This is a genomic window from Flavobacterium sp. WC2421 (assembly GCF_040822115.1).
Classification (GTDB): Bacteria; Bacteroidota; Bacteroidia; order Flavobacteriales; family Flavobacteriaceae; genus Flavobacterium.
Window position 1 is genome coordinate 2,879,184 of record NZ_CP162004.1, and the last position, 22,808, is coordinate 2,901,991.

Here is a 22,808-nt window from a genome sequence, read left to right on the forward strand (position 1 = left end):
ATTTTTATTTTTGTTTTAATTCTTCTAATAATGCTGAAATTTCCATTTTTTCTTTGGAAATCGATATTCTTCCTGAACGCACAAACTGCATGATTCCGAAAGGTTTTAAATTTTGATATAACTCTTCAATTTCAGAACGTTTTCCTGATTTTGAAATCACAAAAAAGTCTCTTGAAACTGTAACTATTTCAGAATTACTATCTTTTATAATATTTTGAATTTGTCTTTCGTCAAATAATAAACTAGATTCTATTTTAAACAAAGCATTTTCTAAGAAAATAGTTTCTTCATCAATGTGATAAAATGCTTTAATAACTTCAATTTGCTTCTCTATTTGACCTACAATATTCTGAACCCACTTTTCAGTAGTATTGACTACAATAATAAATCGAGATACAGATTCAATTTCTGATTCTGAAACATTTAAACTCAATATATTAATATGGCGCTTTAAGAATATCCCTGATATTCTATTTAATAGCCCAACGTTATTTTCTGAATAAACAGAAATAGTGAATGTTTGATTTTCCATAATATTAACTTAATCTGATATCAGAAACAGAAGCTCCTGTTGGAATCATTGGGAATACATTATTTTCTTTTTCTACCATAACTTCAAGGAAGTACGATTCTTTTGAAGCCATCATTTCGGCTACAGCTGCATCTAAATCTTCTCTTTTAGTTACTTTTTTTGCTTTGATATAATACCCTTCTGCAATAGCTATAAAATTAGGATTTATCATTTCTGTAGAAGCATATCTTTTATCAAAGAACAATTGTTGCCATTGACGAACCATTCCTAAGAATTCATTGTTCAAGACTACAATTTTCACAGGAACTTTCGTTTGAAAAATAGTTCCTAATTCTTGAATTGTCATTTGAAAACCACCATCTCCTATAATTGCTACTACTTCACGTTCTGGCATTCCCATTTTAGCACCAATTGCCGCAGGTAGTGCAAATCCCATTGTTCCTAATCCACCTGAATTAATAATACTTTTAGAATTATTAAATTTAGCGTAACGACAAGCAAACATTTGATGCTGACCTACGTCTGGAACTATAATTGCATCTCCTTTAGAATGTTTATTTATCATTTCAATAGTTTCTCCCATAGAAATTCCTTCTTTCTTTGGTTTTAACTCATCATTGATTACGGTATCTAATTCTATTTGATATAATTTTTTGAATTCATTATGCCAAGACTCATGTTTTTTCTCTTCAATTAAAGGTAGAATTGCAGCCAAAGATTCTTTGATATCAGCTAAAACAGCTACTTCAGTTTTTACATTTTTGTCAATTTCAGCAGGATCAATATCAAAGTGAATTACTTTTGCTTGTTTAGCATACGTTTCTAAATTTCCAGTTACACGATCATCAAATCGCATCCCTAGAGCAATTAAAACATCGCATTCGTTAGTCAATACATTTGGACCATAATTTCCATGCATTCCTAACATACCCACATTCAATGCATGATCGGTAGGTAAAGCTGAAAGACCTAGAATAGTCCAAGCAGCAGGAATCCCTGATTTTTCAATAAATGCTTTTAACAACTCTTCGGCTTGACCAAGAATAATTCCTTGACCAAAAACGATAAATGGTTTTTTAGCACTATTAATTAAAGCAGCAGCAGCTTCCACTTTTTTTAATTTTAATTTTGGAACAGCAACATAACTTCTAATTCCGGTACATTTTTTATAACTGAATTCAAATTCATCGAATTGAGCATTTTTTGTAATGTCTATTAAAACAGGTCCTGGACGCCCAGATCTAGCAATATAAAATGCTTTTGCCATGATTTCTGGAATCTCAGAGGCTTCAGTAATTTGGTAATTCCATTTAGTTACCGGAGTCGAAATCCCAATAATATCTGTTTCTTGAAAAGCATCTGAACCCAATAAATGTTTTCCAACTTGACCTGTAATACACACCATAGGTGTTGAATCAATTTGAGCATCGGCAATTCCTGTTACCAAGTTTGTCGCTCCTGGTCCTGAAGTTGCAATAGCAACACCCACTTTTCCAGTAGCTCTTGCAAAACCTTGAGCAGCATGAGTAGCACCTTGTTCATGACGAACTAAAACGTGATGTAATTGATCTTTAAATTTATATAATTCGTCATAAACTGGCATTATAGCACCACCTGGGTAACCATAAACCAAATCTACTCCTTCTTCTAATAAGCATCTAATAACGGCTTCGGCGCCTGATATTTTATTTGTTCCCATTGGTTATATATATTGTTTTCGAAGTGAAATGAGAGATAGTAAATTCAAACTATTCCACTTTTTTTTTGTAAATTATTTATCAGTAACACATCCTTCAGATGCACTTGAAACTGATCGTATATATTTCAGTAAAACTCCCTTATTCACTTTTAAAGCAGGTTGAACCCAACTTGCTTTTCGAGCTGCAAACTCATCCTCTGTTATTTTTAGATTAATAGTGTTTTTCACAGCATCGATAGTAATAGTATCACCGTCCTTGACGAGAGCTATACCTCCACCCTCAAAAGCTTCGGGAGTAACATGTCCTACAACAAAACCATGTGAACCACCAGAGAATCTACCATCAGTAATTAAAGCAACTGAACTTCCTAAACCAGCTCCCATAATCGCTGATGTTGGTTTAAGCATTTCTGACATTCCAGGGCCTCCTTTTGGACCACAATACCTAATGACGACTACATTACCCGGTTTAACTTCTCCAGCTTGTACCCCTGTAATTACATCGAATTCATTTTCATAAACTATCGCTGTTCCTTGAAAATATTCTCCTTCTTTACCACTAATTTTGGCTACACAACCCTCTTCTGCAAGATTTCCGTATAAAATTTGAATATTTCCTGTTGGTTTTAATGCTTTATGAATTTCATGTATTACATCTTGACCATCATTTAAATTAGGGACTGATGCTAAATTCTCCGCTATAGTTTTCCCTGTTACTGTCAAACAGTCACCATGTAAGAAACCTTCTTTCAATAAATATTTCATTACTGCTGGAACACCACCTACATTATGTAAGTCTTCCATTAAATATTTACCACTTGGTTTTAAATCAGCTAGCAATGGAGTTTTATCACTAATATCTTGGAAATCTTTTAAAGTAATTTCAATATCAACTGAATGCGCCATTGCAATTAAATGCATTACCGCATTTGTAGAACCTCCTAAAACAGCAACTATTGTAATAGCATTTTCAAATGCTTTACGAGTCATGATGTCTCTAGGCTTAATATCTTTTTCTAATAATATTCTGATGGCGCGACCAGCATCAGCACATTCTTGTTTCTTTTCTGGACTCAAAGCAGGATTAGAAGAACTATATGGCAAACTCATTCCTAAAGCTTCTATTGCTGATGACATCGTGTTTGCAGTATACATACCACCACATGCACCTGCACCTGGACAAGCATTTTGAATTACTCCTTTAAAATCTTCTGGTGTAATGGTGTTGCTGAATTTTTTCCCTAATGCTTCAAAAGCCGAAACAATATTCAAATCTTCTCCTTTCCACTTTCCTGGATGAATTGATCCACCGTAAACCATAATAGAAGGGCGATTTACTCTACCCATAGCCATTAAAGCGCCTGGCATATTTTTATCGCAACCAGGAACTGCAATCATACCATCGTACCATTGTGCCCCCATAACTGTTTCAATAGAATCAGCAATTACATCTCTAGAAACCAATGAAAAACGCATTCCTTCATTACCATTAGAGATACCATCACTTACACCAATAGTATTAAAAATCAAACCAACTAAATCAGCTGCCCAAACCCCTGTTTTTATATCTTTAGCCAAATCGTTTAGGTGCATATTACAGGTATTTCCTTCATACCCCATACTTACAATTCCAACTTGTGCTTTCTTTAAATCTTCTTCTGTTAAACCTATTCCATACAACATAGCTTGAGAAGCTGGTTGCGTTTCATCTTGAGTTATGGTTTTACTATATTTATTTAATTCCATTATATATGTCTATTTGTATATGTATTTTTTAATTTAATTTTTAAAGCTATACAATTGTTGATTGCCCTAAATTCACATTATCCATTTTAAAATATAAATCACCTTTACTAAGTATGTAATTTGCGATATAATCACCCACTTCATTAGTACCAAATTTAGAATTCACTTTTAAATCAATTGTAACAATTTGATTAACTATTGCTTTTTCTACTGCTTCAAAAACAGCTACTGATTCTTTTACAAGTCCAAAATGTTCTAATAACATTCCAGCTGATAATATTGAAGCAATTGGATTGGCACAATTTTTATTTTTTACTTCATTATAACTTCCGTGAATCGGTTCAAAAAGCGAATATTTTTCACCTACTGATGCAGATGACATAAGACCCTTAGAACCTGCAATTACACTAGCTTCATCTGATAATATATCACCAAACAAATTATCAGTTAGTAAAACATCAAATTGTCTCGGGTTTAAGATTAATTGCATTGCAGCATTATCTACATACAAAAACTCTAGAGTTACATCTGGATATTCTTTTGCAATTCTTTGAACTACTTTTCTCCATAAACGGGATGTTTCTAATACGTTAGCTTTATCAACTAATGTTACTTTTTTGCGTCTTTCTTGAGCCGATTTGAAGGCTAGATGTGTTATTTTAGAAATTTCATCTTCATTATATTCACAAAGATCAGAAGCATATGTTCCCTCTTCATTTGTTTTCTTTTCACCAAAATACATTCCTCCATTTAATTCTCTATAAATGACAAAATCCGTTCCCTGAAGAATTTCTTTTTTAATAGGAGATGCATCCATTAATTTTGGATATGCTTTTATAGGCCTAATATTCGCATATAAACCCAATTCCTTACGCAGTTTTAATAAACCTTGCTCAGGACGTATTTTAGATTCTGGATTATTATCATACATAGGATCGCCAATGGCACCAAACAAAATTGAATCTGTATTTTTACACAAATTTAAAGTTTGATCTGGTAATGGTTTTCCAGTTCTCTCAATAGCAACGGCCCCAATTAAAGCATCTTCAAAAGTGAATTCATGACCAAATACTAAAGCAATAGCACCTAATGCCTTTTTGGCTTGTAAAATTACCTCTGGTCCTATACCATCACCAGCTAATACGGCTATTTTTAATTTTATCATATGATTAGGTATAAAGATTATTAATTTCTGATTAAATCACTTTGTATTTTACACGCTTCAATAATTTGATGAATATCATCATCTAAAACTTCTTTTTTAATATCAGCAAATTTTAAAAATTCGATATATATAATATCCAATTGCACTTTAGTAAGTTCATAACCTACTTTTTTTGCTCTATAAGCTAATGCTGCTCTTCCACTTCTGGCAGTCAATACAATTGAAGATTCATTTACACCAACTTCAAGTGGATCCATGATTTCATATGTTGCTCTGTTCTTAATCACACCATCTTGATGAATTCCAGAACTGTGAGCAAAAGCATTGGCTCCTACAATCGCTTTATTCGGCTGAACAATCATACCCATACTTTCAGAAACTAAACGACTCATTTCGTTTAATTGTTTTGTGTCAATATCAGTATATAAATTTAAGTAAGGATGTTGTTTAAAAATCATTACCACTTCTTCAAGCGCTGTGTTTCCAGCTCTTTCCCCAATTCCATTTATAGTACATTCAATTTGTCTAGCTCCATTTATTGCTCCCGAAATAGAGTTTGCTGTTGCCATTCCTAAGTCATTATGACAATGACAGGACAGAATTACATTTTCAATTCCTTTAACATTCTCTCTTAAATATTTTATTTTAGCACCATATTCTTCTGGTAAGCAATATCCTGTTGTATCCGGAATATTCAATACAGTAGCACCGGATTTAATCACTTCCTCACAGACTCGAGCTAAGAAATCATTGTCCGTTCTACCTGCATCCTCAGCGTAAAACTCAACATCTTCTACATATGATTTAGCATGAGAAACTGCAAATTTTGCTCTTATAATAATATCTTCTCTTGTTGTATTGAGTTTATGGATTATATGTGAATTCGATGTACCAATACCAGTATGGATACGAGGTTTTTTTGCATGTTTTAAAGCCGCTGCAGCAACATCAATATCATTCTTAACAGCTCTAGTTAATCCACAAACAGTAGCGTTTTTAACAACTTTACTGATTTCAGAAACAGATAAAAAATCACCTGGGCTTGAAACAGGAAACCCAGCTTCTATAATATCAACACCCATTTCATCTAATCTATTTGCTATAATTAGTTTTTGATTGGTGTCTAATTTACATCCAGGGACTTGTTCTCCATCTCTTAAAGTGGTATCAAAAATTTGAACTTTCTCTCTATTCATTTTCATTTATTTAATGTAATTTCACATCTCGATAACAAAAATAGATTTCATTACTTTAAAATAAAACTCAATTTAATGAAATATACTGCTTATAAAGCATATAAATACTTTGTAAGTAACTGAAAAACAACTAATTAAGCTTCTATATTTTACAATGGCTAACCATCAAAAAGATTTCTTATTTGTACTAATAAAATCCCTTTCTAAGTCTGAAAAAAGACAATTTAAGATATTTGCTAGCAGACTTGAGACGAGTTCAAATACAAAGTTCATAGAATTATTTAACATTTTAGACAAATCTGAAGTCTATGATGAGAAACTTATTTTGAAAAGTGGGATTATTAAAAAAGTACAATTATCAAATCTCAAGTCCTATTTATATAAGCAAATTTTAGTAAGCATTAGACTGAACATCCCTAGCCAAAACATTCGTTATCAATTAAGGGAGCAAATTGATTTCGCTGCAATTCTTTACAACAAAGGACTTTACAAACAAAGTCTAAAAATATTAGATAAAACAAAACAACAAGCCATTGAAAATGATGAAAAATACATGGCTTTTGAAATTGTTGAATTTGAGAAACTAATCGAATCCCAATATATCACCCGAAGTATTCAAGGACGTGCAGATGAATTAGTAATTCAAGCTAAAGAACTGAATTATCGCAATACTATTTCCAGTAAATTGTCTAATTTATCTTTGCAACTCTATGGTATCATGCTTAAAACTGGATACGTGAAAAGTGATGAAGAATACAAATATATAGACGATTATTTTAATAAACACATTTCTAAATTTGATGAAAACAAATTTGGCTTTCGTGAAAAATATTGGTTTTACAATGCGAATCTATGGCGTAGTTTTTTAGTTCAAGATTTTTTAGCCAGTTATAAATATGCTTATAAATGGGTAACTCTTTTCTACGACAATCCCAATATGATTTTTTTAAATCCTGTCTTTTTCCTAAAAGGAAACCATTATTTATTAGAATCATTTTTCATGTTGAAATACAAATCAAAGTTTAAAAAATACCTTGATTTATTAGAAGAAACAATTCATGATTCTCGTTTTCCAGTAAATGACAATATTGCTTCTCTTTCTTTTTTATATTTATATAATAATAAATTAAACTATCATATTCTAGAAGGTACATTTGATGAAAGTGAATACTTAATTCCAGAGATTTTGGAAAAAATTCAAATTCACAATGAACACCTTGATGAACATCACGAAATGATGTTTTATTATAAAATTGCTTGTATTTATTTTGGTACAGAAAAGTATGCAGAATCAATTTACTATTTGGAAAAAATAATAAACAATAAGAATCTTATCATGCGTGAAGATTTGATGTGCTTTGCGCGTTTGCTTTATTTGATAGTTCATTATGAAATGGGTAAAGACTTTAATTTAGAAACTCAATTAAAATCAACTTATAAATTCTTATTAAAAATGAATGATTTGCATGAAGTGCAAAAAGAAATTATTCGATTTTTGAAGAATTTAAATTCATTATATCCAGGTGATATTAAAAAAGAATTTATAAAAATGAGAGAACGTTTTATTGAATTGGAGAAAAATACTTATGAAAAAAGAGCCTTTCTCTACTTAGATATTATTTCTTGGCTAGAAAGCAAAATTGAAAATAGAAAAATAGCTGATATTATGAAAGAAAAAGCCAAATTAATCAATCGTTAATTAAAATTTTCTCCATGAAAAAAGCACTTCTGAATACGTTTCAAAAGTGCTTTTTTTTTAATTACCTACTCTACCCTTGAAGTACTATGAACAATAGGCGTATCTTGTAAAAGTGTTTTTGATATTGCAAAAAAATCTCTAATGTAACTTTGGTTATTATGAATGTCTAATCCTGCCTGATCTTCCCAAATTTCATGAAAAATAAATACTGAAGGATCTTTTTTACTTTGATGTAAATCATATTGCAAACAAGCCACTTCCTTATTTGATTGAATAACCAATTCTTTCAATTTACTTTTTAATTCTTCAATGTTTTCTGCTTTACTTTTAAGTAGTACTGTTAAATGTATTTTCATAATTAATTTAAAAATAGTTTAGTTAAATGTTCTTGATACAAATTTAGATCTTTTTCAATATCGGCATTTTTTTCAACATCATGAAAATGAATACTTTGTAAGGGTTTCATTCCTGTAAAAGCGTTCATTCTATGAAAACCAAATAAAACTCCATCGTCAACACTTTGTTGATTAAAAAATTCTCCAGGCAAAGTAAAGGCTTCTTTAGGTGCATTCCAAGAGCTAGTAACCATGTATTTTTTACCATCAAGCATTCCACCAGTTCCGTAGTTTATTGTTGGGTTTTCTGATGATCGTCCATCACTTCTATAAATTCCTTTGGCATGTCCAGCGGTAAAAACAACATCTATATACTTTTTAAACCCATGAGGCAATTGAAACCACCATATTGGGGTATGATATATAATAGCATCCGCCCAAACGAAGTTTTCAACTTCGATTGCAGGATTATATTCCTCATTAATATTAGTAGTTCTTATTTCAAAATCCGAATGATTTTGAAAAAACGAAGCCGTTTCATTTGCAATTGTTTCATTAAATCGACCTCCTGAATGACCAAATTTTTGACCACCATTTATTATAAATATTTTTCTCATAATTTTGTTGAATAATTTATGATGCAAATTTAAAGCAGTCATAACTATTATAAAAATAACTTAATTCATACCTTTGTATTATAATTATAATAGAATATGATCAATTTAGAATGGTACCGTACTTTTAAAGCAATATATAAAACTGGAACTTTGACCCATGCAGCCGAAGTTTTGTTTATTTCGCAACCTGGCGTAAGCTTACATTTAAGTTCTCTTGAAAATTATGTAGGTTACAAATTGTTTGACAGGACTGGAAGAAAAATGATTCCTACCGAAAAAGGAAAAGTCCTTTATAATTTTATAATAGATGCGCTAACAAAACTCGAAGAAGCAGAAAAAAATTTTCAAAGAAGTACCGAAAAAAACACACCAACAATTAGTGTAGGAATGTGTTTTGAAACATTTCAAATTACACTAGAGCAGTACATCTCAGCGCTACCTTTTAATGTTATTATCCAATTCGGTGAATATCCTGAAATGGTAGAAAATCTTGAAAAAGGAATTTTAGATTTAATAATTACCCCCCAAATGGTTATTAAAAATACGATTGAATACCAAGCATTTTCATCTGAAACGATTGTTCTTGTAGGCGGAAATGAAATTGATAACGAGGAATTCAAAGAAATTGAACAAAATCAAAGTATTGAAAACTTGGAACTTTGGCTAAAACAACAAAAATGGTATGGAACTACTGGAGACATGGAGCATTTACGCCGTTTTTGGCAGTTAAATTTCAATAAATACCCTGATTTTAGACCAAATTATATTGTTCCAAACATAAACTCGATAGTCCGTTGTTTAAGCAGTGGTAAAGGATTGGCTGTGGTTCCCGATTTTCTATGTCGTAAAGAAATAGAAAATGGTTCCGTAAAGCTTATCTGGGAAGGAAAAACCCCTTTAAAAAACATTCTTTATTTTGCTACCAGAAAGAAAACGATCTATGAAGAAGAGATTAATTTGATAAAGAAAATTTTTATGGAATTAGAATAAACCAATATAATTCCCTGTTTCTTTTATATAAATTTAGCTATTTGTTTCAATATTTACTGTTCTTCTTTTTTGTATTCAATAAATTATTAATTTTATGAAAACATTAAAACTAAAAGATATGAATGGCTTTTTTAAAACAATTTTAGCTGGCTATGGTGCCAAGAAATTAGGTGGTGGTTGCTTTGGAACTATTCTTTTATTTATAATTCTATATTGGATTTTAGGTAAGTTTTAGAATTCTAAAACTTACCTACATATCATAAATGAGTTATTTTTTAAGGTCTTTTAGCATCAGTTCTTTTATGAATTTTACAGGAGCACTGCCATAGCTCAGAAATTTTTCATGGAAATTTTTTAGATTAAAGTGAGCTCCTTGTTCTTTTTTTAGCATCTCCCTAAATTCATATATTTCAGTATACCCTGTAAAATAAGAACATAATTGAACTTGCGATAAACTTACACGATTCCACTTCCCTTCTGCTTCTGCTTGTTGTTGAAAAGCGTCTACTACTAACAAATGCATTGCTTCTTCCTTGCTCATGTTTTTAGTATGTACACTATAGTCCAAAATTAAATTACAAGTTGTTCTTAAATTCCATTTGTAATACATCAACCACATTTCATCTGAGTTTTTATAGCCATTTTCTAACATCATCAGTTCTGCATATACAGCCCAACCTTCAATCATAGCTCCATTACCCAGAATAGATTTAATCAAACTTGGGGATTGATTGCTATAGACCAGTTGCGTATAATGCCCCGGAATGGCTTCATGAATGTTTAGAATTTGCAATACATAATCATTGTATTCCCTTAAGTAGCTTTCAGATTTATCAGCGCTCCAACCAGACATACTTCCCACATTGTAATAGGTATTTGCATTTTTATCATATGGTCCTGGTGCCGAAATGGAAGCGCCAGCAACTCCGGCCATATAAGCAGGTTCTTTGCGCACTAGTAAAGGTTTTGACGGATCTATATAAAGTAAATCTTTTTCTTTTACAAAAGCCATCAGTTCTGGAATTTGCTTCTCTATAGCCGACTGAAACTTAGCAGGTGTAGTATGTTGTAACGAAATCTTATCTATTACCGTTTTTATAAGAAATAAACTATCAGTTGGCTTCGGAGTTTCTTTCATGTATTTTACCCATAATTTGTCGGCCAAAGCATACATTTTTTGATGCAACTCCTTTTTATGATCCACTGCTTTTTTAAAAATGGTATCCGCCTTATAACTCGATTGAATGTCTAATTCAAATTTCTCTTTGTACAAATCAGCTCCCAATCTAAAAGAACGAGGTGTTTTATTATCTAAATCTTTCAACCAATCCGTATAGGTAACAATTGCGTTAACCGCTACTTTAGCCTTGTCTTTTATTTCTTTCTTCTCTGAATCTCCTAATTTGCTTTTGCTTAAAGCGGTATTTAAATCCTTTTCAAAAATAGAAATTCCTCCTAGATTTTGAGCAATGGCAAGTGCTGTATGTTCTAAAGTTGGATTTTTAATATTTATTTTGGCCGCTTCATAATAGGCCGTAATTCCATTCATTTTTAAATTAAAATTATGTAATCGAGACTCCAATGAATCGTATTTCCCACTTAATATCGATGCAAAGGCACTACATACATTATATTCAGAGGGATCCCATTGATAGGATTTAAGTTTGTCTATTTTAAAAATAGTGCTTTGTAGCTGATTTTTGATAATATAATAATCAATTATATTAGGATCTGAAAGATTTTCTAGTGGATAATTTTGAATGGAATCTAGTTGTGAATGAGCAAAGTCTAACTGCTTTTTTAAGTAAACCGAATCTGAAGCGACCAATACGCTATCTAATTTATGATACCCTTGACTAGATGCCCAATCTGGATAAACATCCCATAAAGTGGTTACATATCCTTTTTTATAATGCTCGAATTTCTCATTTAAGTTGATTCCTTCTGTTGTTTTTGGCTTTTTATTACAGGAAAACACGAGAAGAAGTGATAGAATTGGGAAAAGTATTTTTTTCATATTAAGTCATTTCAAAAAAATAAAGATATAAAAAATGCCGTTCAATGAACGGCATTTTGTATTCTAATATTAATAAGCTAAAAGCGCTACTAACTCTTTTTCGAATCGGCCTTTCGGCAAATAATGATCTTCCAGTATTTTTGTAAACGGAATTGGCGTGTCTAAACTTGCTACTCGCCTCACAGGAGCATCCAAGTATTTAAAACATTCCTCGATTATCATTGCCGAAATATCACTAGCAATACCTCCAAACATAGAATCCTCTTGATAAATAATGACTCTTCCCGTTTTCTTCACTGATTTGAAAATAGCTTCAGTATCCAGTGGTTGTAGCGTTCTTAGATCCAATAAATCAGCTGAAATAGTTGGATTTTTCTCTAATGTATCCAAAGCCCAATGTACTGCAGCTCCAAAAGATATAACAGTCACTTCATTTCCTTCTTTCAATAAAGCTGCTTTCCCTAATGGCAGAGTGTAATAGTCTGTAGGTACTTCTTGGTAAACGGAACGATACAGTTGTTTGTGCTCAAAAAACATAACTGGATTTGGATCGTTGATTGAAGAATTTAATAATCCCTTAGCATCATAAGGAAAAGCAGGATATACCACTTTCAATCCTGGTGTTTTAGTAAACCAAGCTTCATTCGTTTGGGAGTGAAACGGTCCAGCTTGGGTTCCACCACCACATGGCATACGCACCACAACATCGGCTTTTTCTAACCAGCGGTAATGCGATTTAGCTAACAAATTTACAATTGGATTAAATCCAGTCGAAACAAAATCGGCAAATTGCATCTCTACAATTGCTTTGTGTCCATTGATTGATAATCCCATTCCAGCCGAAACTATAGCGCTTTCACAAATAGGCGTATTGATTACGCGTTCTTTTCCAAACTGTGCTACAAATCCATCTGTTATTTTAAAAGCTCCACCATATTCAGCAATATCTTGCCCCATAATAACCAAGTTATCATGACGCTCCATAGAATGCTTTAAACTGCTTGAAATCGCATCTATAAAGCGTATTTTTTCTTTTTGTTCAGAATGTTTAATTTGCTCATATACAAATGGTTTGTATATATCATTTAATTCTTCACTTTCTGAATATTCTATTTCTGGTTCAGCATTGGCCAAAGCCAAACTTTCATCAATATCTTTCTTGATTTCGGAACGTAAAGTTTCGTCAAAATCATCATTTAGGATTCCATTTTCTTTTAAATATTTTCGGTAATTTTCAACAGGATCTTTAATTGCCCAATGATCCATTAATTCTTGTGGTACATATTTAGTTCCACTTGCCTCTTCATGCCCTCTCATTCTAAAGGTTTTGAATTCTAGCAAAATGGGACGTGGATTTATTTTCATGGAAGCTTTCAATTCAGACAATAAATTATACACTTCAAGTATATTATTCCCATCCACAATATGGCTTTCCATGCCGTATCCAATCCCTTTATCAGCCAGGTTTTCACAGCGGTATTGCTCATTAGTAGGAGTCGAAAGTCCGTATCCATTGTTTTCAATGACAAATAGAACGGGTAATTCCCAAACTGAAGCAATATTCAAAGCTTCATGAAAATCTCCTTCTGAGGTTGCTCCTTCTCCTGTAAAAACGGCAGTAACTTTTCCGTTTTTCTTTAGTTTATTGGCTAAGGCGATTCCATCAGCAATTCCTAGCTGTGGCCCTAAATGGGAAATCATTCCAATAATCTTGTATTGTTGCGTCCCAAAGTGAAAACTTCGATCCCTACCTTTAGTAAATCCATTTGCTTTTCCTTGCCATTGCGAGAATAAACGATATAAAGGGATGTTTCTACCGGTAAATACACCTAGATTTCGATGCATTGGTAAAATGTATTCATCAGGGTCCAAAACGGCAGTAACTCCTACCGATATAGCTTCTTGTCCAATTCCTGAAAACCATTTAGATACTTTTCCTTGACGAATGAGAATAAGCATTTTCTCCTCAATAAGTCGTGGTTTAAGTATTCTTTTGTATAAATCTAATAAGGTTTCGTCAGTAAGGTTTTGTCTATCAAAGTTCATTTTTATAGTTTTATTAGGCAATTCAAAGATAGAAAAATATAACAGTTTTGATTAAATTTGTTATATTATTTTATTTTGTTTATAACTTTTGAAATTCTTTTCTAAAATTATTCAATACCTTTGTGGTAGTTAGGCTTTTGAAGCCTTCTAAGTTATTAAAAAATATTTTAAAGTATGCAAAACATTCCTAGTGTTGACTTGCGTGATTTCCTGTCGGATGACCCGGCACGTAAACAAAAATTTGTAAATGAAATCGGAAGTGCATTTGAAGATATTGGCTTCGTAGCACTAAAAGGTCATTTTTTAAATGATCAATTGGTAGAAGAATTGTATGGTGAAATTAGAAATTTTTTCTCTTTACCCTTAGAAACGAAACGCAGTTATGAGATTCCAGGTATTGGAGGTCAGCGTGGTTACGTTTCTTTTGGTACAGAACATGCAAAAGGAAGAAAAGAAGGAGATTTGAAAGAATTTTGGCATTTCGGTCAGTATGTGAGTGAAAATTCAAAATATGCTTCAGAATATCCTGAAAATGTCGAAGTAAAAGAATTACCTCGATTTAATGTTGTAGGTAAAGAAGCGTATCAAATGCTGGAAAAAACGGGAGTTTACGTTTTGAGAGCATTAGCATTGCGATTGGGTTTAGACGAATTCTATTTTGACAATTATGCCAAAGATGGAAATTCAATCTTACGACCTATTCATTACCCACCTATTACTACAGAACCTGCAAATGCTATTCGCGCTGCTGCTCATGGTGATATCAACTTGATCACCTTATTAATGGGAGCGCAAGGAAAAGGACTTCAAGTTCAAAACCACAACGGAGATTGGATTGATGCCATCGCTGAACCAGATGAATTAGTAATAAATGTAGGTGATATGTTGTCTCGTCACACGAATAACAAATTGAAATCTACCATTCACCAAGTGGTGAATCCACCTAGAGAATTATGGGGAACTTCAAGATATTCGGTGCCATTTTTTATGCACCCTGTGAGTGATATGCCATTGAATTGTTTAGAAAACTGTATTGATGCAGAACATCCAAAGCAATTTGAAGATATTACTGCTGGTGATTACTTGTACGAACGTCTAGTAGATTTAGGATTAATCAAAAAATAATTCCTAATTTTACTTCTAGTAATAAAAGACATTGAGTTTACTTAATGTCTTTTTTCTTTTTATAAATATTAAATTAAAAGAAATAGAACGCGGATAACGCAGCTTTAAACGGATTTAAGCGAATTAATTATATTCCTTAAAGATTTTTCTAAATCTTCAATTATCCAATTTCAATTAAAAAATAAAATATGGACTTACAAGACCAATTAAAAAACCTTTTCCCTAATCACGAACCTGGCCCAGAAGAAAAAATAGAAGAAGTGCCACATGAATTATATGTTCAAAAAGAACCAATGATTTGTAAATTCGAAAAAAGAAAAGGCAAAGCCACCACAATAATCGAAGGTTATGAAGGAACCGATGAGGATTTTAAAATCTTAGCTAAAGAAATTAAAACAAAACTGAGCGTTGGTGGTACTTTTAAAGACGATTCTATCATTATTCAAGGAGATTACCGTGATAAAATAATGGAAATATTGAAATTAAAAGGCTTCAAAGTAAAACGTGTTGGGGGCTAAAAAAAGGATTCAGTAATTTAGTGCTCAGTTGAGCAACTTGAAACCTTAAACTTTAAACAAAAATCTTAATGATACAATCATCAGAATTAATATTAAATCCAGATGGAAGTGTCTATCACTTGAATCTGAAACCAGAACATATCGCACATGATATAATCTTTGTAGGGGATCAAAACCGGGTAGAGAAAATTACTCAGTTTTTTGACAGCATTGAATTTTCTACCCAAAAAAGAGAATTCAAAACCCAAACTGGTATTTTCAAAGGCAAAAGAATTACTGTAATGTCAACCGGAATCGGTCCAGATAATATAGATATCGTAATTAACGAATTAGATGCCCTAGTCAATATCGATTTAGAAACGCGCAAACCAAAAGACCATTTAACTACACTAAATATTATCCGTATTGGGACTTCGGGTTCTTTACAGGCAGATATTCCAGTAGATAGTTTTGTGATGTCTAAGTTTGGTTTAGGTCTGGACAACATGCTCCGCTCCTACTTGATTGACGAAGTTTCTAATAAAACCATGGAAGATGCTTTTGTAAGTCATACGAATTGGGATTTACGCAAGGGAAAACCGTATGTAATTGCCTGTTCTGAGGTATTAGAAAAAATAATTGAAAGCGACAAAATACACAAAGGAATCACAGCAACAGCTGGTGGTTTCTATGGACCGCAAGGACGTGTATTGCGTTTAAACATTCAAGATGAAGAGCTAAATTCTAAAATGGATAATTTTAAATTTGAAGAAAATAGGATTACCAACTTAGAGATGGAAACCGCTGCAATATATGGTCTTTCGGCGCTTTTAGGACACAATGCCCTATCGCTAAATGCTATAATTGCTAATCGCGCTTCGGGAACTTTTAGCGAAGATCCTTACAAAGCAGTCGATGAATTGATTGCTTATACTTTAGATAAAATCGCTACCCTATAATTTTTTAGGAGCTAGTACCTGCTATCCGCTATATCTCTTGTGTCCGCTACGCTACCACAAGAGGATATCGCTCCTATCAGGGCTAAAAAAGAGTACACATGAACATTTGTATTGAAACCGAGAGATTAATATTAAGAGAATTACTCCCTTCAGATGCTGAAGGAATGTTCGCTTTAGACAGGAATCCTAAGGTACATGAGTTTCTAGGTAATAATCCTGTGGTTTCAATTGAAGAAAGTAGAAAATATATTGAGAATATTCGAAATCAATACCTTGAAAACGGAATTGGTCGTTATGCAGTAATTCTGAAAGAGACAAATCAATTTATTGGTTGGTCGGGAATTAAGTACATCACAGAACCCGAAAATGGTCATGTTAATTTTTACGAAATTGGGTACCGATTTATAGAACAGTATTGGGGAAAAGGATATGCATATGAATCGGCCAAAGCTTGGCTAGATTATGGGTTCATTACTATGAATATAAAAACTATGTATGCATCGGCTCATATTGACAATGCCGCTTCTCGTAGCATTCTTGAAAAAATAGGAATGCAACTAAAAAATGAATTCGATTGGAATGGAATTTCTTGCGTTTGGTACAAATTAGATAAAAAAAACAATTAAAATGACAACAATAAAAATAGCTGGAGTACCAGAACATTTCAATTTACCTTGGCATTTAGCCATCGATAACAGCGAATTTGAAGCTCAAAACATTAACTTAAAATGGACAGATGTTCCTGAAGGGACTGGTAAAATGTGTCAAATGCTTAGATCAGGAGAAACCGATATTGCTGTTATTTTAACGGAAGGAATCGTCAAAGATATTGTTGCAGGAAATCCATCCAAAATTGTTCAAGTTTATGTAGCATCACCATTAATTTGGGGAATACATGTAGCTGCGAATTCTATATATAAAACTGTTTCTGATTTAGAGAATACTAAAGTAGCAATTTCAAGATTAGGTTCTGGCTCACAACTAATGGCATATGTAAATGCCAATAATCAAGGTTGGAAAACCAATGATTTACAATTTGAAATCATCAATACCATCGATGGTGCTGTTGAAGCTTTAACAGCTGGTGCTGCTGATTATTTTATGTGGGAACGGTTTATGACCAAACCATTGGTAGATTCAGGGGTTTTTAGACGTGTTGGAGACTGCCCTACTCCTTGGCCTTGTTTCGTTATTGCTGTACGTGATGAAATTCTAGAAAAACAACCTGAAATTATTAAATCGATTCTCGAAGTCATCAATAAAAAAACTGAAGGGTTTAAAAACATCTCTAATATTGATAAAACTTTGGCAACAAAATACCATCAAAAAACGGCTGACATTCAAGAATGGTTATCCTTAACTGAATGGTCTCAAAACGCATTACCAAAAAATTTGTTAAACAATATTCAAAATCAATTATTTCAACTTAAAATCATTGATAAAAAAGGTACTTTTGATGAAATTGTAAAAGCAATCTAGTTTTTACACTTTGTGGTTGCTATGATAAACATTAAAAATATTTCTTTACAAAATATAAAACAAAAACTTAAGGTTAAGAAGCCTTGGGATGATGTAATTATTTTTGTCTTAAATATTTTGATTGCTGTTCCTCTATTTATAATTGCTCATCAGAATTTAATTGAACTCAGTTGGGCCTATAATATTGATCGAATTTTACTTTTCTTAGTCATTATCATTCTTATACAACTCATATTGAGATTGTTAAGAACCATAATTATCGTATGCATTTTTCTCTATATTTTAGTTTTATTTTATGGAACTGCTTCAGGGAACTATGGATTTAATAGTGTTTATGAGGATTATGACTCGATGATTTACACCATGTCAGACAATCCAAATCCACAAGACATCATTATTTCTAAACTCCTCCCATTTCCCAATAAATCAAAGATTATCAATGCAATAGAATACAAAAATCCTAAAGTTCGTAATTTTGCCATCATGGCGACATCAAAATACTTTAAAAATGTAAATGGATATTCTGATTATAGAACGATTATACAATGCTTTGCTGTTTTTAAGGAAATAAATGGCCGCTGGAACTATGTAAGTGACCCAAAAGATGGCGATTACATTGCTACAGCCAGTGAATCATTAGATTACTTTTCAGGTGATTGTGACGACCACTCCATTCTTATGGCTGCGGCTGTAAGAGCTATTGGTGGCACACCAAGATTGATTCATACCAAAGGGCATATCTATCCCGAAATATTAATTGGGACTATGAATGATTTAGAAACCGTAAATTATTTGATAAAAAATATTTTGTTTAAAAAAGAAAGCTATAAAAAGCAGCTTCATTACCATATTGATGAACGGGGCCAAGTATGGCTCAACCTTGACTACACTGCTAAATATCCAGGAGGACCTTTCCTATCCGAAGAAATATTGGGTGCGTTGACATTGAATTAGTTGATTAGTTTAAATAACATTATTCTTCAAGAGATTAATTTTTAAGTGGATATATTGAATTTGAAGATTGTTTTTCAGCACATCATATTCAGCTCTTAAAAATTGATTTTTAACCGAAGAATAAACGATAGCTTCAACTCTACCATTTGTAAATTTTGCTTGCATCGTTGTAAACGAAGCTTTTGCATATTTTTGTCTCTCTTTTAATTTTTCTTCTAGTTGTAAATAGTTGTTTTTGTTTTTTTCTTCTAGTGTAACTTGTTTATCCAACTCTTGCTTTTCTTGTTCGATAACCAATTTTGATTTTTGACTTTCAATTTTAGAAGCTATTATTCTTTTGTTATTTCTGAATCCGTTAAAAATTGGAATTGCTAATTGCATGCCCACTTGCTGGCTTTTATTATCAGCCAATTGATTCGAAAAAGAATCTGTTAAACCATTTGCATCCTTGATGTTTTTGTAATAAAAAGTTGAATAGCCGTAATAAGCCGAAAGAACTGGTAAATTATTGGCTCTTTGTAAACTAATCGATTTTAAGTTGTTTTCGTGCTGAAACTCGGCTCTTTTAATTTTTGGATTATAATTCGTGTTTGCAACAACATCAGAATTGTTTTCATCAAAATAGACTTCCAGAACAACAGTTTCTGTTTCCACATTTAAAACATTCATTAACTGAAACAATTGCAGTTTTTGTATTCCGTACAATTGTTGAGATGTGATATAACTATTTTCTTCTTCCGAAAAACTCAATTGCATATCGTACAAATCACTTTGAGGCTTGCTTCCTATTGCGACTTCTTTAGTAATTCGGTCTAAATTGAAAGAAGCTTGATGCAATTGTTCTTTCTGAATTTTCAATAATTCTTGCGTATAAAGTGCTTGATAATAACTTTCTAAAAGCTGCAATTTATATTCGTTTTCAACGACTTCTTTTTCTGCTTTTGCGATTTCAATACTAATTTTATCTTTTTTAGCATTTGCAAAAGCACTGAAATCAATCAAATTTGTTTTAGCATTCAAATAAAAATTATCATTCTGAATGTTCGAACTTACTCTTCCGTTTGTAGAAGGATCAATGGTAGAACCAAAATTATAACTCTGTTCTCCATACAAATTAACCGACGGCAACATGCGGTTTAAAACCGAGTTTTGTGTCTTTTGAGTCCTTTTTACTTCGAGTAATCTAATTTTTATTTCGATATTATTTTGCAAAGCCGTTTCTATGCATTTGGTAAGCGGCCAAGAATTTTCCTGACCACTTACTAAAGCAAAAACTAAAAAAAGGGCTAACGTTAAAAATGGTATCTTATTCATATTTTAAATATTTTAAAACATCTGTTTTAGTTGCTTGATAGGCTCTTGAAAGCACTATCAAAAGTGTAAGAAGTAGCAATATGACAAATCCAAACACAAATGGGAATAGGCTAATATCAATTCTGAAAGCAAAGTTCTCCAACCATTTGTTTAGTAAATAATAAACGGGAAATACTGCGATTGCGAAACCGATGATGCAATACAAAATGTACTGTTTAGAGAGTTCTTTCAATAATAAATTGGTTTCGGCTCCAAGGGTTTTTCTGATAGCAATTTCTTTCATTCTCCTTTGTATCGAATACGAAGCCAAAGCGAACAATCCGAAAAGTGCAATTAGAATTACAACTACATTCAGCAAGGAAAATAGATTCTTTTGCTTCACGTAGGATTCATAGGTTCGGGCGTATTGTTTATCTACAAAATCATATTTAAAAGGATATTCTGTATCGACATTGCTCCATAAATTTTCAATATCAGCAATTGTATTTTCAATATTATCCGATTTTAGTTTTATGTAAACTTTATCTACATTCTCTGCAATACCAGTAGTTTTAACATGATAAAATACCATTGGTGGGACTTCGACTTCGGGACTTAATAGATTGAAATCTTTAACAACTCCTATTATTTTTAAATCGCGATTTCTAGTATGAATCGGTTGGTCGATAGGATTTTTAATCTTCATCAGTTTCTGAGCCGTTTCGTTTATGATTACTGAACTAATTGTATCCGAAGCGTATTTTTCATCAAAACTTCTACCTTTCAAAACTTTGATTTTCATTAACTCCAACATACCGAAGTCTAAAGCACAGGTTCTCTCTTTATAAAGTTCATCTTTATACATTACTGGAGCAACTGACTTGTCTGAACCATCAAAAGATATAAGACCTGTTGAAACACTCTCTACCCCTCTTATTTTGGCTACTTTTTGTTTAATAATCGTGTATTGGCTGTAAATATTTTGCCCCGGATTTTCTACATCATAGGCGGAGGTAGGGAAATGCAATGGAATTGTAATTACTTGATCTCCTTTGAATCCTAAATCTTTGTTATTTAAATAATTTACTTGTTGGTATACAATATGAGATCCTATGATAAAAAAAGTGGCAATCGCAAATTGAAAAACTAGCATTCCATTACGTAACCAAATTCCGCTTTTACTTCTTCCAAAATTTCCTTTCAATACTTTCAACGTTTCAAAATTAGCCACATAAACGGCTGGAAGTATTCCTGCAAACACGATTGTAATACTAAAAATCAGAATTAATTGTAAGTAGAATTGACTGCCAATTATTCGTAAACTTTTGTTCAAAAAAGCATTATAATAGGGTAAACTCAATTCGACAATTACTAAAGCTAGCAAAATAGATAACAAACTTATTAGAACAGTTTCAAAAATAAATTGAATGATAATAGTACTTTTTGAAGCACCTACAATTTTACGAATACCAACTTCTTTAGCACGTTTAACCGCATTGGCTGTAGCCAAGTTGATATAATTTACAATCGAAAGAATGAGAATTAAAACGGATAATCCCGCCATAATTAGTAAAAACTGATAATTACCGCGACCTTCCGGGTATCCATCTACGACCGAATGTAATCTTGCTTTGGATAAAGGTTCCATAAAAACTGAAAAATGTCCAATTTTCTTTTCCATTTCTTCGGGAGTAAAGCCAGCTTCTTTTGCGTTTTTAACAATCCACTCATCGTAATATACTTTTTCAAGCATCTTTCGGGTAGCCTCCACTTTTGAAGGATCTTTTAGTTTTAAAAGGATTTTTAATGAAAAAAGACCGTATTGGTTTTCTAAATCCATTATATTTTTCAAAGTGTTTACCACGACATCTGGAGCAATTGAAGAATTCCCTGGTATACGATATACAGCACGAACCGTAAACATGGCATCCAAGCATTTTATTTGTTTCCCAATTGGATTTTCGTCTCCAAAAACTCTTTTAGCAAGTTCTTCGGAAATGGCAATTCCTGAATCATCTTTTAATGCTGAAATTGCATTTCCTTGAATTATTTTAAAAGGAAAAAGAGAAAAGAAATTACGCTCCGTATTGATGATTTTGTCAACCAATACTTTTTTTCCATTATAAATAATTTTATTCTTTTGATACCAATCATCAGCAAAAACAATGGTTTCAACATTCGCATCCTTTTCTAGATGTGGTTTTAATCTAGCTGGATGTTCTGCCATTACAGGCATATCTGTCAGTTGGACCAAAACCTGATATACGTTGTCTTTTTCAGGATTCCAAGCATCATAACTTTGTTCGTCATTCCAATACAGTAATGCGAAAATCAATCCTGCAATACCAATGGCTAATCCGAAAACGTTTAGAAATGAAAACAGTTTGTTTTGCTTTAAATGATAAATGAATATTTTTAGATAATTTAATAACATTATTTAGGTTTTGGTTAGTTATAAA

At 32.2% G+C, this 22,808-nt stretch carries 20 protein-coding genes; 9 read left to right on the plus strand and 11 right to left on the minus strand.

Annotation, left to right across the window (positions count from 1 at the left end; all coding sequences use genetic code 11):
- Positions 1–4 precede the first annotated feature (4 nt).
- The 5 genes from ilvN to AB3G33_RS12355 all read right to left on the minus strand — a co-directional run bounded on the left by ilvN (position 5) and on the right by AB3G33_RS12355 (position 6,338).
- Positions 5–532, minus strand: a complete 528-nt coding sequence (gene ilvN / locus AB3G33_RS12335; RefSeq protein ID WP_367753114.1) for an acetolactate synthase small subunit — start codon at positions 530–532, stop codon at positions 5–7.
- Positions 533–536: 4 nt separating this feature from the next.
- Positions 537–2,231 (minus strand): biosynthetic-type acetolactate synthase large subunit, encoded by a 1,695-nt coding sequence (gene ilvB, locus AB3G33_RS12340; protein WP_367753116.1) that lies wholly within the window; start codon positions 2,229–2,231, stop codon positions 537–539.
- A gap of 72 nt (positions 2,232–2,303) precedes the next feature.
- Positions 2,304–3,977: a dihydroxy-acid dehydratase gene (gene ilvD / locus AB3G33_RS12345; RefSeq protein WP_367769949.1), complete on the minus strand. Its 1,674-nt coding sequence runs from the start codon at positions 3,975–3,977 to the stop codon at positions 2,304–2,306.
- Positions 3,978–4,023: 46 nt separating this feature from the next.
- Entirely contained in the window at positions 4,024–5,139 is a 1,116-nt protein-coding gene (leuB, locus tag AB3G33_RS12350; protein ID WP_367774143.1) for a 3-isopropylmalate dehydrogenase, read from the minus strand.
- Positions 5,140–5,162: 23 nt separating this feature from the next.
- Entirely contained in the window at positions 5,163–6,338 is a 1,176-nt protein-coding gene (locus AB3G33_RS12355; RefSeq protein ID WP_367753120.1) for a 2-isopropylmalate synthase, read from the minus strand.
- Positions 6,339–6,492: 154 nt separating this feature from the next.
- On the opposite strand from AB3G33_RS12355, the gene AB3G33_RS12360 reads away from it, so the two are divergent.
- The gene (locus tag AB3G33_RS12360; protein ID WP_367753122.1) at positions 6,493–8,037 is read left to right on the plus strand and encodes a hypothetical protein; all 1,545 of its coding nucleotides are present in this window, start codon (positions 6,493–6,495) and stop codon (positions 8,035–8,037) included.
- 65 nt (positions 8,038–8,102) lie between these two features.
- Here AB3G33_RS12360 and AB3G33_RS12365 read toward each other — a convergent pair whose 3' ends face one another.
- Together AB3G33_RS12365 and AB3G33_RS12370 are read right to left on the minus strand one after the other, a co-directional pair.
- A complete protein-coding gene (locus AB3G33_RS12365; RefSeq protein ID WP_367769952.1) occupies positions 8,103–8,393 on the minus strand; it encodes a putative quinol monooxygenase in 291 nt (96 codons plus the stop codon).
- A 2-nt stretch (positions 8,394–8,395) separates the two neighbouring features.
- On the minus strand, positions 8,396–8,989 hold the full coding sequence (locus AB3G33_RS12370; protein WP_367769954.1) for an NAD(P)H-dependent oxidoreductase: 594 nt from the start codon (positions 8,987–8,989) through the stop codon (positions 8,396–8,398).
- A 96-nt stretch (positions 8,990–9,085) separates the two neighbouring features.
- On the opposite strand from AB3G33_RS12370, the gene AB3G33_RS12375 reads away from it, so the two are divergent.
- A complete protein-coding gene (locus tag AB3G33_RS12375) occupies positions 9,086–9,979 on the plus strand; it encodes a LysR family transcriptional regulator (protein ID WP_367769957.1) in 894 nt (297 codons plus the stop codon).
- Between the two features lie 94 nt (positions 9,980–10,073).
- On the plus strand, positions 10,074–10,214 hold the full coding sequence (locus tag AB3G33_RS12380; RefSeq protein ID WP_367757991.1) for a hypothetical protein: 141 nt from the start codon (positions 10,074–10,076) through the stop codon (positions 10,212–10,214).
- A 33-nt stretch (positions 10,215–10,247) separates the two neighbouring features.
- On the opposite strand, the gene AB3G33_RS12385 is transcribed toward AB3G33_RS12380, so the two are convergent.
- A complete protein-coding gene (locus AB3G33_RS12385) occupies positions 10,248–11,996 on the minus strand; it encodes a DUF885 domain-containing protein (protein WP_367769959.1) in 1,749 nt (582 codons plus the stop codon).
- A gap of 69 nt (positions 11,997–12,065) precedes the next feature.
- Positions 12,066–14,042, minus strand: a complete 1,977-nt coding sequence (locus tag AB3G33_RS12390; RefSeq protein WP_367769962.1) for a thiamine pyrophosphate-dependent enzyme — start codon at positions 14,040–14,042, stop codon at positions 12,066–12,068.
- A 174-nt stretch (positions 14,043–14,216) separates the two neighbouring features.
- On the opposite strand from AB3G33_RS12390, the gene AB3G33_RS12395 reads away from it, so the two are divergent.
- From AB3G33_RS12395 to AB3G33_RS12420, 6 genes are all read left to right on the plus strand, one after another.
- Positions 14,217–15,167, plus strand: a complete 951-nt coding sequence (locus AB3G33_RS12395) for an isopenicillin N synthase family dioxygenase (RefSeq protein ID WP_367753133.1) — start codon at positions 14,217–14,219, stop codon at positions 15,165–15,167.
- Between the two features lie 188 nt (positions 15,168–15,355).
- On the plus strand, positions 15,356–15,685 hold the full coding sequence (locus AB3G33_RS12400; RefSeq protein ID WP_367769964.1) for a translation initiation factor: 330 nt from the start codon (positions 15,356–15,358) through the stop codon (positions 15,683–15,685).
- A gap of 68 nt (positions 15,686–15,753) precedes the next feature.
- The gene (locus AB3G33_RS12405) at positions 15,754–16,623 is read left to right on the plus strand and encodes a nucleoside phosphorylase (RefSeq protein WP_367769967.1); all 870 of its coding nucleotides are present in this window, start codon (positions 15,754–15,756) and stop codon (positions 16,621–16,623) included.
- A gap of 98 nt (positions 16,624–16,721) precedes the next feature.
- Positions 16,722–17,249, plus strand: a complete 528-nt coding sequence (locus AB3G33_RS12410) for a GNAT family N-acetyltransferase (protein WP_367769969.1) — start codon at positions 16,722–16,724, stop codon at positions 17,247–17,249.
- A 1-nt stretch (position 17,250) separates the two neighbouring features.
- Positions 17,251–18,102, plus strand: coding sequence for a substrate-binding domain-containing protein (locus tag AB3G33_RS12415; protein ID WP_367769972.1), 852 nt, complete (start codon positions 17,251–17,253; stop codon positions 18,100–18,102).
- A 21-nt stretch (positions 18,103–18,123) separates the two neighbouring features.
- Positions 18,124–19,056: a transglutaminase gene (locus AB3G33_RS12420; RefSeq protein ID WP_367753141.1), complete on the plus strand. Its 933-nt coding sequence runs from the start codon at positions 18,124–18,126 to the stop codon at positions 19,054–19,056.
- A gap of 9 nt (positions 19,057–19,065) precedes the next feature.
- Here AB3G33_RS12420 and AB3G33_RS12425 read toward each other — a convergent pair whose 3' ends face one another.
- Positions 19,066–20,370 (minus strand): TolC family protein, encoded by a 1,305-nt coding sequence (locus AB3G33_RS12425; RefSeq protein WP_367769975.1) that lies wholly within the window; start codon positions 20,368–20,370, stop codon positions 19,066–19,068.
- Entirely contained in the window at positions 20,363–22,783 is a 2,421-nt protein-coding gene (locus AB3G33_RS12430) for an ABC transporter permease (RefSeq protein ID WP_367769978.1), read from the minus strand. Before AB3G33_RS12430 ends, AB3G33_RS12425 begins: the two co-directional genes overlap by 8 nt.
- Between the last annotated feature and the right edge of the window lie 25 nt (positions 22,784–22,808).

Excerpts from the sequence above, each read along its gene's own strand:
- ilvN (WP_367753114.1), bottom strand. The coding sequence starts at position 532 with ATGGAAAATCAAACATTCACTATTTCTGTTTATTCAGAAAATAACGTT.
- ilvB (WP_367753116.1), bottom strand. The coding sequence starts at position 2,231 with ATGGGAACAAATAAAATATCAGGCGCCGAAGCCGTTATTAGATGCTTA.
- ilvD (WP_367769949.1), bottom strand. The coding sequence starts at position 3,977 with ATGGAATTAAATAAATATAGTAAAACCATAACTCAAGATGAAACGCAA.
- AB3G33_RS12355 (WP_367753120.1), bottom strand. The coding sequence starts at position 6,338 with ATGAATAGAGAGAAAGTTCAAATTTTTGATACCACTTTAAGAGATGGA.
- AB3G33_RS12360 (WP_367753122.1), top strand. The coding sequence starts at position 6,493 with ATGGCTAACCATCAAAAAGATTTCTTATTTGTACTAATAAAATCCCTT.
- AB3G33_RS12365 (WP_367769952.1), bottom strand. The coding sequence starts at position 8,393 with ATGAAAATACATTTAACAGTACTACTTAAAAGTAAAGCAGAAAACATT.
- AB3G33_RS12370 (WP_367769954.1), bottom strand. The coding sequence starts at position 8,989 with ATGAGAAAAATATTTATAATAAATGGTGGTCAAAAATTTGGTCATTCA.
- AB3G33_RS12375 (WP_367769957.1), top strand. The coding sequence starts at position 9,086 with ATGATCAATTTAGAATGGTACCGTACTTTTAAAGCAATATATAAAACT.
- AB3G33_RS12380 (WP_367757991.1), top strand. The coding sequence starts at position 10,074 with ATGAAAACATTAAAACTAAAAGATATGAATGGCTTTTTTAAAACAATT.
- AB3G33_RS12385 (WP_367769959.1), bottom strand. The coding sequence starts at position 11,996 with ATGAAAAAAATACTTTTCCCAATTCTATCACTTCTTCTCGTGTTTTCC.
- AB3G33_RS12390 (WP_367769962.1), bottom strand. The coding sequence starts at position 14,042 with ATGAACTTTGATAGACAAAACCTTACTGACGAAACCTTATTAGATTTA.
- AB3G33_RS12395 (WP_367753133.1), top strand. The coding sequence starts at position 14,217 with ATGCAAAACATTCCTAGTGTTGACTTGCGTGATTTCCTGTCGGATGAC.
- AB3G33_RS12400 (WP_367769964.1), top strand. The coding sequence starts at position 15,356 with ATGGACTTACAAGACCAATTAAAAAACCTTTTCCCTAATCACGAACCT.
- AB3G33_RS12405 (WP_367769967.1), top strand. The coding sequence starts at position 15,754 with ATGATACAATCATCAGAATTAATATTAAATCCAGATGGAAGTGTCTAT.
- AB3G33_RS12410 (WP_367769969.1), top strand. The coding sequence starts at position 16,722 with ATGAACATTTGTATTGAAACCGAGAGATTAATATTAAGAGAATTACTC.
- AB3G33_RS12415 (WP_367769972.1), top strand. The coding sequence starts at position 17,251 with ATGACAACAATAAAAATAGCTGGAGTACCAGAACATTTCAATTTACCT.
- AB3G33_RS12420 (WP_367753141.1), top strand. The coding sequence starts at position 18,124 with ATGATAAACATTAAAAATATTTCTTTACAAAATATAAAACAAAAACTT.
- AB3G33_RS12425 (WP_367769975.1), bottom strand. The coding sequence starts at position 20,370 with ATGAATAAGATACCATTTTTAACGTTAGCCCTTTTTTTAGTTTTTGCT.
- AB3G33_RS12430 (WP_367769978.1), bottom strand. The coding sequence starts at position 22,783 with ATGTTATTAAATTATCTAAAAATATTCATTTATCATTTAAAGCAAAAC.